Origin of the sequence: Streptomyces sp. NBC_01294, assembly GCF_035917235.1 — a bacterium.
Lineage (GTDB): Bacteria > Actinomycetota > Actinomycetes > Streptomycetales > Streptomycetaceae > Streptomyces > Streptomyces caledonius.
Map to the genome: position 1 here is coordinate 1,965,213 of NZ_CP108423.1, position 13,776 is coordinate 1,978,988.

The 13,776-nt window shown below is 68.5% G+C and carries 11 protein-coding genes and 1 pseudogene; 7 read left to right on the forward strand and 5 right to left on the reverse strand.

The window, feature by feature from the left end; genetic code table 11:
- Positions 1 to 39 precede the first annotated feature (39 nt).
- Positions 40 to 2,028 carry an RICIN domain-containing protein gene (locus tag OG534_RS08705; protein ID WP_326587516.1) on the reverse strand — a complete coding sequence of 663 codons (1,989 nt, stop codon included), beginning with the start codon at positions 2,026 to 2,028 and terminating at the stop codon, positions 40 to 42.
- A gap of 667 nt (positions 2,029 to 2,695) precedes the next feature.
- On the opposite strand from OG534_RS08705, the gene OG534_RS08710 reads away from it, so the two are divergent.
- From OG534_RS08710 to OG534_RS08725, 4 genes and pseudogenes are all read left to right on the forward strand, one after another.
- Entirely contained in the window at positions 2,696 to 2,872 is a 177-nt protein-coding gene (locus OG534_RS08710; RefSeq protein WP_326587517.1) for a transposase, read from the forward strand.
- Positions 2,873 to 3,043: 171 nt separating this feature from the next.
- Positions 3,044 to 3,802 (forward strand): 4'-phosphopantetheinyl transferase family protein, encoded by a 759-nt coding sequence (locus OG534_RS08715; RefSeq protein ID WP_326587518.1) that lies wholly within the window; start codon positions 3,044 to 3,046, stop codon positions 3,800 to 3,802.
- Positions 3,803 to 4,243: 441 nt separating this feature from the next.
- Positions 4,244 to 4,462, forward strand: a pseudogene (locus OG534_RS08720) (hypothetical protein); the annotation flags it as partial.
- Complete coding sequence (locus OG534_RS08725; protein ID WP_326587519.1) at positions 4,459 to 4,848, forward strand: DNA-binding protein; 390 nt, start codon at positions 4,459 to 4,461, stop codon at positions 4,846 to 4,848. The pseudogene OG534_RS08720 and the gene OG534_RS08725, both read left to right, overlap by 4 nt.
- Positions 4,849 to 5,122: 274 nt before the next feature.
- Here the strand turns inward: OG534_RS08725 and OG534_RS08730 are convergent, their stop codons facing one another.
- The 4 genes from OG534_RS08730 to OG534_RS08745 form a co-directional block, all read right to left on the reverse strand.
- Positions 5,123 to 6,166, reverse strand: a complete 1,044-nt coding sequence (locus OG534_RS08730; protein WP_326587520.1) for a LacI family DNA-binding transcriptional regulator — start codon at positions 6,164 to 6,166, stop codon at positions 5,123 to 5,125.
- A gap of 110 nt (positions 6,167 to 6,276) precedes the next feature.
- A complete protein-coding gene (locus OG534_RS08735; protein WP_326587521.1) occupies positions 6,277 to 7,110 on the reverse strand; it encodes an ATP-binding cassette domain-containing protein in 834 nt (277 codons plus the stop codon).
- The gene (locus OG534_RS08740) at positions 7,107 to 8,102 is read right to left on the reverse strand and encodes an ABC transporter permease (RefSeq protein ID WP_326587522.1); all 996 of its coding nucleotides are present in this window, start codon (positions 8,100 to 8,102) and stop codon (positions 7,107 to 7,109) included. The genes OG534_RS08735 and OG534_RS08740 overlap by 4 nt, the downstream gene beginning before the upstream one ends.
- A gap of 185 nt (positions 8,103 to 8,287) precedes the next feature.
- The gene (locus OG534_RS08745; protein WP_326587523.1) at positions 8,288 to 9,301 is read right to left on the reverse strand and encodes a sugar ABC transporter substrate-binding protein; all 1,014 of its coding nucleotides are present in this window, start codon (positions 9,299 to 9,301) and stop codon (positions 8,288 to 8,290) included.
- Between the two features lie 299 nt (positions 9,302 to 9,600).
- On the opposite strand from OG534_RS08745, the gene OG534_RS08750 reads away from it, so the two are divergent.
- The 3 genes from OG534_RS08750 (at position 9,601) to OG534_RS08760 (ending at position 13,745) form a co-directional block, all read left to right on the forward strand.
- Positions 9,601 to 10,572, forward strand: a complete 972-nt coding sequence (locus OG534_RS08750; RefSeq protein ID WP_326587524.1) for a carbohydrate kinase family protein — start codon at positions 9,601 to 9,603, stop codon at positions 10,570 to 10,572.
- 209 nt (positions 10,573 to 10,781) lie between these two features.
- On the forward strand, positions 10,782 to 13,337 hold the full coding sequence (locus OG534_RS08755; RefSeq protein ID WP_326587525.1) for a GH32 C-terminal domain-containing protein: 2,556 nt from the start codon (positions 10,782 to 10,784) through the stop codon (positions 13,335 to 13,337).
- A 111-nt stretch (positions 13,338 to 13,448) separates the two neighbouring features.
- A complete protein-coding gene (locus tag OG534_RS08760; RefSeq protein WP_326587526.1) occupies positions 13,449 to 13,745 on the forward strand; it encodes a putative quinol monooxygenase in 297 nt (98 codons plus the stop codon).
- Positions 13,746 to 13,776 lie beyond the last annotated feature (31 nt).

Below are 13,776 nucleotides of genomic sequence, written 5' to 3' on the forward strand. Positions count from 1 at the left end.
ATACGGCCGTCCGCCGGCGGTTGATCAGACGGTCGAAGGTCAGCCGACCTTCTGGACCGTCCACACCTGCGTTGCGCGGCCGTCGGCGCGCTGGAGGTCGAGCAGCCATTCGCCGTAGTACGGGCGGTTGCTCACAGTGAGGGCGTATCCGCCGCTCGCGTCGGTGATGGTGGTGGTGCCGGAGCTGGAGTTCAGCTTCCACTGCTGGGTGGCGGCGCTGCCGCAGGGCTGCTGCGCGATCCACATGCCCTGGGCCGCGGCGCCGCCCGCTTGCAGGCACTTGCCGGACACCGCGGACTTGATGCGGAACAGCCCGTTGCCGGCGTCCTCGAACAGCCACTGCTGCTGGGCGTAGCCGTTGGCGCGGGCTCCCACGAGGAGGGTGCCGTCGGAGCTGCGGCCGCCCCACAGTTCGGCGGCCATGCCGGTGCTGCCGTTGCCGAGGGTGTAGCGGGTGCCGGCGGTGGTGGTGCCGCCGCCGGCGGTGGTGCGGAAGGTGGTGACGTTGCCGGGGCCGCTGTCACGGCCGGCGGCGTCGCGCACCGAGACGGCGACCTTGTACTCCGTGCCGGGCTGGAGGTTGTGGATGTTCAGCGTCTGGGACTGGACCCAGGTGAGGTGTTTGCCGTTGAGGAGCACCTGGTACCAGGCGGCGCCGTCGGCCTTGGGCCAGCTTGCCACCGCGGAGTTGGACCGGATCTGGCCGACGGTTACGGCCGGTCCGCCACCGGGCTTCTTGGTCGGGGTGGGTGTGGGCTTGGTGGTGGGCTGCGGGTTGGGGTCGGGGTTCGGGTTGCCGCCCTTGCCCTTCATCAGGAACTGGTTGTCGGCGATGTTCCAGTGTGTGGCCAGGTAGCTTCCGGCCTTGGGGCTGGTGTGGAAGTAGTCGTCGTGGTTGCAGTCCAGGATGTTCTCGGACGCCTTGTTGGTGCAGATGTTGCGCATCTGCGGGTAGTAGGGCGTGTCCGAGTAGCACATGACGTCCCACTCGTCCGTGCAGTGGGCGCCGCGGCTGGTGTTGGGGGCGCTGTTGTTGACCGCGCCGAGGTTGTGACCCAGTTCGTGCGCGGCGGTGTGGCCGCCCCAGCAGCCGGAGTCCGTACGGCCGTAGGAGGGGCCGAAGTTGCTCTGGTTGTTCTGGCCGGGCCGCTCGTCGCCGGCGAAGGTGCCGATGCCGCAGTAGACCTGGGTGTCCGAGAAGATCATGTACTTGCGGTCGCGGCGGTCGAGTCCCTTGGCTGCCAGCGCGTTGTTGGTGGCGCTGAACTCGGCCAGAGCGGAGGCCGGGAGCTCGATGTTGAGCACGGTCGGCGTGCAGTCGGCGGCCGTCACGTACCGGATGTGGCGTACGCCGCCGGTCTCCTGGGCGCTCGCCGAGTAGATGAGGTCGGCGTCGGCCGCCCACTTGCGGAACGAGGCGAGGTACTCGGAGTACCGGTCGCGGTCGGGGCCGTGCACGTACACGACCTGGACGCGGTTGCCGGTGCTGCCGTCACCATCGCACTGGACGGTCTGCCCGGCCGGACCGGCGGCGACGGCCTGGCCGCTGCCGCTGCCGCCGGCGGGGGCCGGGGCCTTCGACGCCGGGGCCTTGGCGGATGCCGCGTCGGCGGCGGGCGCGTCCTGAGGACGCCCGCTGCCTTCGGCGGCAGCCACTTCGTCAGACTCCGGGCGGGCCGGATCGGAAGCCACGGCCTTCGTCTTGACGACGGGGGGGACGTCGGCCTTGATGTCGACGTCCTTCGGCGGGGCGTCGGGACCGTGGCTGCACAGTCCGGCTTCCGTGCGGTAGACGCCGACACACTTGTCGCCCTTCGGCGCGGCTTTGAGGCCGTCGTAGACCATGCCGCGCGTCGCGTCGTTGGCGGGCGCATCCGCGATGGGTGCAGGCTCAGCATCACGGGCCGGCGCGGCGGCCGGTGTGAAGACGTCCGCGGCTGCGTCGGCCTGAGCGGCGGTTCCCGCCTGGGCGTTGTCGCCGAGCCCGGAGTAGGCGATGCCTCCCGCTAACACCGCGGCCGACGCCATAGCGGCGGTGAGGAGTATCAACCGGCGGGGTCTGCGCCGGTGTTCACGTTTCTTTCGACGGTATCCCGTCATGCGCACCTCAAATCCTTGGTCGGAGGAGTGGGTGCCCGGAAGCCTGCCAGACGGGTGAGACGGAGAATTCGGACAAACGGGAATGGGCTTCGAGATATCTGACCGTTACCTTGGCGGCACAATTTGATGATCTGTCAAGTTCCTTTAAAACTAGGCTAGTTACTCGTGTAGGCACCGAAAGGTCCAGGCCATCTCGGCGATGTCGTTATAGAATCGAGATAATTGAGTGAGGCTTACTGACGGAAATTCAGTCAGCGATTCATCTAATTACTACCGGCCGAATTTCCCCTGTTACGAGCGGTAAGGAATCCCTCGCTCCGCCTGAGGATGACGACTCGGCGATGCGAAGGCCTTGATGCGCGACGGGTCCAGCTGCCGGCGGGTCGCGCAGCCTGGGCCCGAACTGACCTCCCATGCCCAGATCTTCGTCTCGTACCCCATCGCTCTCACGCCCCCGGCACGGGTGATCTGGCTCTGTACGCGACAGGGAGCAGCGTTTTGACAGCAGTTCGGGAGGCAGCACGGCTTGGAGTGACCCCCGAAATTCCGACACCTGGACGCTGGATGTTTCGTCATCCAGGGGAAGTGATCCAAGGTGGCAAAGCGGAAGAGCTACCCCGAAGAGTTCAAGCGGGACGCGGTGGACCCGGTGTGCTCCTCGCCGGACCGTTCCCTCACCGACATCGCCCACAGCCTGGGCATCCATCTGGAGACCCTGCGCAAGTGGGTCCGCGATGACCGGGCCCTCTCCTCGACGTCGCGGCCATGCTGATCCTGCAGCCCGGTGAGCTGGCCTTCGTGGACAACCGCGTCGCCGTCCACGGCCGTACGTCGTTCCGGCCCCGCTACGACGGCCGGGACGCTGGCTGCACCGCACCTTCGTCCACCTCGACAACCGCCGCACGACGGGCTACCGCGCGAACAGCGGCTTCGTGCTGGCCTGATGGACGACCGCCCCGAGCCGTGGTCCGTCCTGGGCACCACCGCCCCGCGGCAGGGCATCCGCCCGGCCAGGGGCGCGGTGGCGCTCTGGCGCCTGGACACCCGGCAGGACGTGATCGGCGGCCACCGGGTCGGGGGCGCCCTGCTGGACACTGCGGAACGCTCGCGGGCCGCCGCCCTGGTACGCCCCGGTGACCGGCACCGCTACCTGGCCGCGCACGTGGGCCTGCGGGTCCTGCTGGGCGGCTACCTGGGCATCCCGCCGGAGCTGGTGTCGTTCGTACGGGAGGACTGCCCGCACTGCGGGGGCCCGCACGGCAGGCCGGCCCTGGGCGGCGACCCTCCGGCGGGGCTTCACTTCTCGCTCACGCACAGCGGTGCCGTGGCCGCGGTCGCCGTGGCCACGGCACCGGTCGGGCTGGACATCGAGGCCCATCCTCGGCCGGAATTGGCCGGGGGGCTGCTGCGCTTCCTGCATCCGCGGGAGAGCGCGGCGCTCCTGGCTCTGTCGGCGGCGGCCCGGCCAGCGGCCCTGGCCCGGGTCTGGGTCCGCAAGGAGGCCTGCCTCAAGGCCACGGGCGCGGGCATCGGGTACGGCTTGACCCACCCGTTCGTGGGCGCCAGCCCCGTCCCGGCCCCCGTCCCGGGCTGGACCTCGTCCGACCTCTGCCCCCCCTTGGATACTGCGCAGCCCTCGCGGCACCCTCCCCAAGGGCTGCATACGCGATCCGCGGACGAGACCGAAGGGGCGGCGGCATAGTGGCGGTCGCTACTACAGAGCGTACACACGGGGAGAATTCGCCAACGCGGGACAGGTACGGCGCCCTGCCCTCCACGGCCCACAGAAACCGCTTCCTTGAGCAGCTGCGCAGCCACGTCGGAGAGGCGGCATTTCCCTCATTGATGCATCGTCAGGAAACAGGCCGGGCGAGCGTCACGAGCGTCACGAGCGTCAGATCAGTGTCAAGATATCGCCCGTAATGCCCACAACGCACATCATCCGCACCAATAAACCTGCTGGTCAGACGCCCTTCGCGATGGGTTCAAGGATCGCCACGCACTCCACGTGGTGCGTCATCGCAAACATGTAAGCCAAAACAGGTCAAATAAAACCGCAGGTCAGAGACGCGTGCTACGCAAAACGGACGCAAGATCAATGTGCATTACGTGCACGATGGGTTCTATGTGCGATGCCTGACCAACCGCCGGCACCCTCCAGGCGATCCGCGAGCGGGTCGGTAAGCGTGGCGTGTCCGCTTACCTGGAGAAGGCCGCGTAGCGGCAGATCGAGCGGGACAACCTGGACGAGCTGATCGCCGACTTCGACAAGACCCACGGCCCCGCCGACCCGGAAGCCGTCGCCGCCAAGCGAGCCAAACTCACCGGCGGCACCTCCTCCGACGCCGGGGCGGCTGCGTGAGCGGCGCCCTCATCCTGGACAGCGAGGGCCTGTCCAAGGCCGTACAACGTGACCGCGAGGTCCACGAGTGGCTCACCGCCGCCCGCGACGCCGATCTTCCCGTGATCACTTCGGCGGCCTCGCTCGTCGAGGTGATCCACCCCCGGATCAACGACACCGCCCTGAAGTGGACGCTGTCCCGGCTGCGGATCGAGCCCGTCACCCAGGCCCTCGCCCAATCCGCCGCCGGCCTGCTGCGCGCGACCGGCCTGCACGGCCACAAGTACGCCATGCTCTGCGCCACCGCCCTCGCCCAGCCCGGCCGCATCACCATCCTGACCTCCGACGTCGAGGACGTCACCAGGCTCACCGCGGACTACCCTCGCGTGACCGCCGAAAAGGCCTGATCCGCACCGGGGGCTTCCTTCGACTCCGCCATTTCCTGGTCGGCACAACCTCGTCGATGGCCAGGGACCTTTTTGTGGCATGTCTCTCGATTGACTGCCGGGCAGCGCCCCCTGCCTGCCTGTACTCGACCCATCGGCCGAGGGGCAGGGCCACTGGCACCGTTCTCAGCCCGCGAGGGCAACGGACTGCGAACCGGCTGGCCAGGGTGGCGGCCTCTACCGGGCTGGCATCGAGCGGGTCACGAGGGCGCCCGGGATATCAAGGTTGTGGTGCTCAGCTCCTGGCTGTTGTCGGCCCGGCAGCGTGCGGGAGCAGTTCGCTGGAGCCGCGGATCACCAGGCGGGTGGGGACCATGATGGTCCGGACGCGGCTGTGGTCGCCGTCCAGGCGGGCGAGCGCGGTCTTGGCCGCTGCTTCACCGATGGTCGCGGGGTCTTGGGCGACAACGGTCAGTGCCGGTTCGAGGGCTTCGGCGAGTGGGAGGTCGTCGAAGGTGATCAGGGCGATGTCTTTGCGGCGTGCGCGGGCGAGTTGTGCGATGACGCCGAGGGCCATCATGTTGTTTCCGGCGAAGATGGCGGTGGGCGGATTCGGCAGGTTCAGCAGTGCTGTGGTCTCGGAGGCGGCCCCGTCCTGGCTGTGGGCGCCGGTCACCAGGGACCGGTCGTAGGGCAGTCCGGCCTCGGCGAGCGCCGAGCGGTAGCCGGCGAGCCGTTCACGCCGGGTGTAGAGCTTGGCGGGAAGGTCTCCGATGAAGCCGATTCGGGTGTGGCCGCGGGCGATGAGGTGGGAGACGCCCTCGTGGACGCCGGTCCGGTTGGAGCTGACCACGCAGTCGGCGGACAGACCGACGCCCGGCCGGTCGAGGAAGACCAGCGGCAGCCCTGCCGCGCGCGGCGCCTTGAGGTGACTGTGGTCGGCTCCGAACGCGGGGACGACCATCAGCATGCTGACGCGCCGGGCGAGGAAGGTCTGGATCAATGCCTTCTCACGGTCCGGGTCTTCAGCTGACGAGCCCATGAGCAGAGTGAGCCCGCGGCTGCGCACGACGTCTTCTATGCCGCTGGCGACGGTTCCGAAGAAGGGGTTGCCCAGATCCGGTACGACCAGGCCGACGGTGGTGTCGGGGCCTCCGACCCGAATGTTGCGGGCCATCAGGTTCGGCTGGAAGCCGAGCTTCGCGACCGCGGCGAGCACACGCTCACGGGTCTGCGGAGAACTCGGCCCGTCCTCGTTGAGGACCCGGGACACCGTCTTGGCGCTGACGCCCACTTCCTTGGCGACATCGGCCAGTGTGGGGCGACGGTTAGCGGCCATGTACCACCGTTCTTGTGCGTTCGTCGGGCCCGACCCCTGCCGAGGGCCGGGCCCGCTGTCCTGGCTATGCGGCGACCCTGCGTTCGACGCGGCGTTGCCCCCGCGGTGACTCAGTGGGCGGACACGCCTGCCGCCTCGGCAGCATCCGCGTCAGCAACGACCGTACCTCCATCGTCGCTCACCCTGAGCGCCCCCGTCATGATGGCGACGACCTCCGCCATCGAAAAGTCGGAAGGCTTGATCAGGGCTTCGCGCCGGCCGAGCCGGTGGATGTGGATGCGGTCGGCGATCTCGAAGACATGCGGCATGTTGTGACTGATCAGGACCACGGGCATGCCCTTGTCACGGACGCGGCGGATCAGGTCGAGGACCTGTCCCGATTCCTTGACGCCCAGCGCGGCGGTGGGCTCGTCCATCACGACGACGCTCTTGGCCCAGGCGACGGACCGCGCGACCGCCACAGCCTGGCGCTGGCCTCCGGACAGAGTCTCCACCGGCTGGGTAAGCGACCGCAGCCCGATCTTGAGGTCGGCCATGTGGGCCGCTGCTTCCTGGCGCATGCGCTTCTTGTCGAGCATGCGCAGCGCGCTGCCGAGGAGGCCCGGCCGGCGCAGTTCGCGTCCGAGGAACATGTTGGAGGCGATGTCCATGGAGGCGGCGACGGCAAGGTCCTGGTAGACGGTCTCGATGCCGTGCTGCCGGGCGCTCTGCGGTCCGGTGAACCTGATGGGTTCGCCGTTCAGCCGGATCTCGCCCTCGTCGGGGGTGATCGCGCCGGTGAGGGCTTTGATCAGGCTCGTCTTGCCGGCGCCGTTGTCGCCGATGACGGCCAGGACCTCGCCGGGCAGCAGGTCGAAGTCGGCGCCGTCGATGGCGGTGACATGACCGTACCGCTTGACCAGGCCGCGGGCCTGGAGCACGGGCGTGATATCGGAAGTGCTCATCGTGCCTTCCTCCGGGAGATCTGGTCGACGGTCACGGCGAGGATTACCAGGACGCCGGTGATCAGGGTCTGGTAGATGGAGGCGACGCCCATCAGCTGGAGACCGTTGCGGAACACACCGACGATGAGGACGCCGATGAAGGTGCCGAGGACGGCTCCGCGACCGCCGAAGAGGCTGGTTCCGCCGAGGACGACGGCGGTGATGCTGTCGAGGTTGTCGGTCTGTCCGGCCTGCGGGTCACCGACGCCGGTACGGGAGATCAGGAGCAGCGCGGCGATCCCGTAGACGGCTCCGGCCAGGGTGTAAAGGCCGATCGTCAGCCGGGAGGTGCGGATGCCGTTGAGGCGGGCCGCCTCGGGGCTGTTGCCCAGCGCGTACACGTGACGGCCCCAGGACGTGCTGCTCAGCGCGTAGGCGAAGACCAGGAACAGGGCGATGGTGACGAGCGAGCCGTAGGTGATGTCGGTGTTGCCGAGCGGGAAGGTCTCACCGAGGGCGGTCAGCGGTCCGGGGAGGTTGGTGATCGTCTGTTCGGCGGAGTAGATGTGGGTCAGGGCGAAGGCCACGTTCAGCATGCCGAGGGTGACGATGAACGGGGGAAGCGGGATCAGCTGGACCAGCAGACCGTTGACCAGACCGAAGCCCGCGCACACGGCCAGGCCGAGGGCGATCGCGACAAGCGGGGGCAGGCCGCTTTCGGCTGCCGTCTTGGCGATGACGATGCTGCCGAACGCCATGACGGCACCGCAGGACAGATCGATGCCGGCGGTGAGGATGATCAGGGTCTGGCCGATGGCCAGTGTGCCCACGACCATGACCTGCTGGACGATCAGCGAGAAGTTGCCGCCGGAGAGGAACTGCTCGGTCGTCAGGGAGAAGAAGACACAGGCCAGCAGCAGGGCGACGAGCGGGCCCGTGGTCGGCGTGGTGAGCAGCCGGCGGACCGTGGTCGGTCCTTTCAGCTGATCGTAGGGCAGGGGTGTGGCAGTCATGAGGGTCCTTGCCGGTGGTCGATGATCGGCGGAGCGGGGTTCGTCAGAGGGTTGGCGGAGGGCTGTTCGCCGGGGCACGCCGCGAAGGGTGCGGGTAGCCCGGCCTTACGGACGGGGAGACCGGGTTCGGTCTGTTCGGCCGCAGGAGCGGCCTGTACGACCGCAGGCACACCCTGATGCCGGGCTCAGCCCCAGCACTTCTCCAGGCCGTAGGCGGTGTCCTTGGAGTCGACCCCCGTCTTGGCGGCGTCGGTGACGAGCGTGACGCCGGTGTCGGTGTAGCCGGATGCCTTCCTGCCGTTCTTGGCGAAGTCGGCGACCGCCTTGACGCCCTGGGATGCCATCTGGAGCGGGTACTGCTGCGAGGTCGCCGCGATCTTGCCTTCCTTGACGGCCTTCGTACCGGTGCAGCCGCCGTCGACGGAGACGACGAGCACCTTCTTCTCCAAGCCCTTGGCCTTGAGCGCGGTGTAGGCGCCCAGTGCGGCCGGCTCGTTGATCGTGTAGACGACGTTGATGTCCGCGGACTTCTGGAGGCAGTTCTCCATTGCCGTCTGGCCCTTGGCCTGGTCGCCGCCGGTGTCCTGCATGCACACGATCGACGGGTCGCCCTCCGCGACGCCGAAGCCCTTGAGGAAGCCCTGGTGGCGCTGCACGCCCACCGCGACGCCGGGCGCGAGGTCCAGCGTGGCGATCTTCGCCTCCTTGCCGGCCATGGCCGCCTTGGCGTACTGGCCGATGAGCTCGCCCGCCTTGACGTTGTCGGTGGCGAACAGGGCGTCGGTGGCGTCCTGCGGGTCGGTCGGGCTGTCGAGCGCGATGACCAGGACGCCCTTGGCGCGTGCCTTCTCGAGGGCGGGGACGATCGCCTTGGAGTCGTTGGGCGTGATGAGGATGCCCTTGACCCCGGAGTTGACCATGTTCTCGATGGCGGTGACCTGGCCCGCGTTGTCGCCGTCGAACTTTCCGGCTGCGCTGACGAGTTCGACGCCGTTGTCCTTCGCGGCCTGCTCGGCGCCCGCCTTCATCTTCACGAAGAACGGGTTCGTGTCCGTCTTGGTGATCAGCCCGACCTTGACCCCGTTGCCGCCGGACCCGCCCTGCGCGCCGGAGCCGCAGGCCGTCAGGGTCAGCGCCGAGACGGCGGCGAGAGCGGTGAATCCGATGGAAGCGAAGGCGGTGCGGCTTCTGCGAAGCATGACTGATCTCCTGCTGGACGAGGGCGGAACGGCCGTGGATCGAGGTGCTGCAGAGCAAGGGAACTGCTGCTGGCGAACGCACCGGAGCGGTGTCATCGTTGACCGATGTCATCGTTGACACCGCTTGCGGAGGATGATGAACTCCATCACCCGGAAACGTCAATGCCTTCCCGCCGTCACAAATCGGCAACGCTGCCCGCCTGCACCGCCTCACGCCGAGAGCGCCGCTCTCCGTGAGCTTCCTCAAGGCCCCTTGAAAACGCAGCCTTCCCGCGCTGCCCACCTGGAGAGAACGAGCCATGCGCCTGCCTCTGGTCACCGTCCTTGGAGAATGCGTCGCGGACGCCTTCACCGCCCCCGCACCCGTTCCGGGCGAGCTTTCCCTGCGGGTCCTGCCGGGCGGCGGTCCGGCGAACACTGCTGTGGCGCTCGCCCGTCTGGGCACGCCCGCCCGCTTCCTGGCGCGGCTGTCCGACGATGTCTTCGGGCGCCTGTTCCGCGGGCACCTGGAAGCCTCGGGCGTCGACCTCACGGCCGCGATACACGCGCCCGAGCCCAGCACGCTGGCCGTCGCCGAGCTCGACGCCCAGGGCCGGGCCGCGTACTCCTTCCACGCCCAGGGCACCGCGGACTGGCAGTGGACGGCCGATGAACTCGCAGCCGTGGACCTGACCTCCACGGCCTGCCTGCACTCGGGCTCCCTGACCCTGGTGCGCGAGCCCGGCGGCACGGTCGTGGAGGACTTCCTCGCCCGCGCCTCCGCCACGGCCACGATCTCCATCGACCCGAACGTCCGGCCGCTGCTCGTGGCGCCCGAGGTCTACCGGGAACGCCTGCCGTACTGGTGCGCGATCGCGGACATCCTCCGCCTGAGCGAGGACGACCTGGAACTTCTGCTGCCCGAGTACACGATCGAACGCGCCTGCGACACCTGGCACGCGGCGGGTGTCCCGCTCGTCGTGATCACCCGAGGGGAGCGCGGCGCGGTCGCCTCGCTGAACGGCGTGCGCACCGCCGTACCCACACCTTCGACCGCTGTGGTCGACACCGTCGGCGCGGGCGATTCCTTCACCGCGGGCTTCCTGCACCATCTCGGCGCCAAGGGGCTCCTCGGCGGGCGACTGACGGATCTGCGGGTCGACGACGTCTTCGACGCCTGCGCTTTCGCCGCCCGGGTGGCGGCGCTGACCTGCGGGGTCGTCGGGCCGAACCCGCCGTGGGCCAGCCAGTTGCCCCAGCCATCACCCGTGGCCGGGCACCTTGCCGGCTGAAACGGCGGCCTGAACGAACTCGGACCAAGCCATTGACGCGTGGCCCGGAGCGCGCACATCATCACTCCGCACTGGGTGTCATCGCTGACACATGTCATCGATGACACCCCTTTCCGGGCTGTCCCCCACCGCCCGGCACTGCGAATCCCCCGGCGTCGTCCCATCGCAGCGGACGCGGGCACGACGACGCCCACAGTGCAGGAGAAACCATGAGCCGAGCCCCCGCACTCCGCCGTGTCCCGCGGCGCCTCGTCGCCGCCGCGGTAGCGGCATGCGCCCTCACCGTCACCGCCGTCGCCCCTCAGGCGGTGGCGGAAGACAGTCGGCCGTACACGGAGACGTACCGCCCGCAGTTCCACTTCAGCCCCGCGAAGGACTGGCTGAACGACCCCAACGGACTGGTCTGGTACCAGGGCGAGTACCACCTCTTCTACCAGTACAACCCGAGCGGCAGCACCTGGGGCAACATGTCCTGGGGCCACGCCGTCAGCAAGGACCTGGTGCGCTGGCAGGAGCTGCCCCTCGCCATCCCCCACGACGACCAGGAGATGGTCTTCTCCGGCAGCGCCGTCGTCGACCACAACAACACCACGGGATTCGGAACCAGTACGAACCCGGCGATGGTGGCCATCTACACCAGCCACTACAAGGACAGCGGCAAGCAGGCCCAGTCCCTGGCATACAGCACCGACCGCGGCCGCACCTGGACCAAATACGCTGGGAACCCCGTGCTCGACATCGGATCGAAGGAGTTCCGCGACCCCAAGGTCCAGTGGTACGCACCCACCAAGAGCTGGCTGATGACGGTGTCACTGTCCACCGAGCGCAAGGTCCAGTTCTACTCCTCCAAGGACCTCAAGACCTGGACGCACCTGAGCGACTTCGGCCCCCACGGCGCGGTGGGCGGCGTCTGGGAATGCCCGGACCTGTTCCCGCTCCCCGTTGACGGCGACCCCACACGCACCAAGTGGGCGCTCGTCGTCAACATCAACCCCGGTGGAATCGCCGGTGGTTCGGCTGCCCAGTACTTCGTGGGCGACTTCGACGGCACGAAGTTCACGCCCGATAACGACGGTTCCTACACGCCTCCGCCCGGAGTGGTGATGCAGGACTTCGAGGGAACCGACTACGGCAGCTGGCAGACGACCGGCACCGCCTTCGGCAGCGGGCCGATCCCCGCGCCGGCGCCCGACCCCTCGGGCACGAACGGCTTCGAGGGCAAGGGACTCGTCGACAGCCTCCGCGGCGGCGACTTTGAGACCGGCACCCTCACCTCCGCCCCTTTCACCGTCAACACCCCGTACCTCAACTTCAAGATCGGCGGCGGCCATCACCCCTACGTCCCCGGCTCCGTGATGGGCGACTCGCCCGCACCCGCGGGCGAGGTCCTCGCCGACTTCGAGCAGGACTCCTACGGATCCTGGACCACCACCGGCACCGCCTTCGGCACCAGCCCCGCACACGGCACCCTCCCCGGACAGAACCCCGTGTCCGGACACACGGGCACCAGCCTGGTGAACACGTTCCTGAACGGCGACGCAACCACGGGCACCCTCACCTCGCCCGAGTTCAACATCACCGCCAAGCACCTCAACCTCCTCGTCGGCGGCGGCAACCACCCCTCCGGATCCGACGCGCCCACCGCCGTCCGGCTCATCGTCGACGGCAAGACGGTACGCAGTGCCACCGGCGCCGACTCCGAATCCCTCAACTGGGTCTCCTGGGACCTGGGCGACCTCGCCGGCCGGACCGCGCGCATCGAGGTCGTCGACCAGAACACCGGCGGCTGGGGACACATCCTGCTCGACCAGGTCATGCTGTCCGACACCCCCGCACGGCCCCGCTCGACAGAGACCACGGTCAACCTCCTCATCGACGGCAAGGTCGTCCACAGCACGACCGGCGCGGACAGCGGAACCCTGGACTGGGCCTCCTTCGACCTCCGCGCCCACCAGGGCAAGCAGGCCACCATCCAGATCGTCGACATGAACACGGCCGGCTGGGGCCACGTCATGGCCGACCACTTCGTCGCCGCCGACCAGCCGGCCCGCTCGAACCTGCAGCGAGCCGACTGGGTCGACTACGGCAAGGACTACTACGCCGCCGTCTCCTGGGAGGACAGCCCGGACGGCAAGCGCCGCATGATCGGCTGGATGAACAACTGGCAATACGGCAACAACACCCCGACCTCACCCTGGCGGGGCGCACAGAGCATCCCGCGAGAGATGGCTCTGCGCACGGTGAACGGCCGGATCCGGCTGACGCAACAGCCCGTGTCCACTGTGGCATCACTCCACGGACCCCTGACCAGCGTGCGCAGCACCAGAATCGCGGCCGGTTCCATGCCGCTGGCCGCGGGCCGGGCCGACGGCAAAGCACTCGACATCCGGGCCACGTTCACCCTCAGCGACGCCAAGCGTTTTGGGTTCAAGGTGCGCACGGGGCACGGCCAGGAAACCGTCATCGGCTACGACAGGGAGACCCAGGAGCTCTACGTCGACCGGACGCGTTCGGGCGCAGTGGACTTCCACCGCGACTTCCCCGGCATCCAGCGCGCACCGCTGACAGCCAAGAACGGCAAGGTCGAACTCCGGATCCTGGTCGACTGGTCCTCGGTCGAGGTGTTCGGCGGCCAAGGCGAGGCCGTGATCACGGACCAGATCTTCCCCAGCCCGGACAGCGACGGCATCCAGCTCTTCGCCGAAGGCGGCTCTGCCCGCCTGGACAGCGCCAACGTCTGGCAGATGCGGTCATACCGCAGCTGACCATCTGCCCAGCCCCCTGACGGTGTGGAGGCGGAAACCGCTCCTCAACCGACCGCCTCCACACCGTTCCGCCCTGCCGGCACCACCGGCAACAGAACAGGAGTCAAAATCATGAACAAGAAGTCACTGCTGGCCGAGTTCACCGTGCGCCCCGGAAACGAGGAACGTGTCGCCGAGCTGGTCCAGGGCTACGCTGCCCGCGTCCGCGAGGAGCCCGGCAACCTCGCCTTCGAGGTGTACACCAAGAAATCCAACCCCTTGGCGTACTGGATCTTTGAGGTGTATGCGAGCGAGGCCGCCTTCCGGACCCACTTGGCGGCCCCCTACGGCCCGCCGTTCAACGCGGCGCTCCAGCCCCTGATACAGGAGAAGGAGTCCCTCCTCACCTTCCTGAGCCCGCTCGGCTGAGGAATCGGCGCCGGCCTCGCAGGTCGCGCAC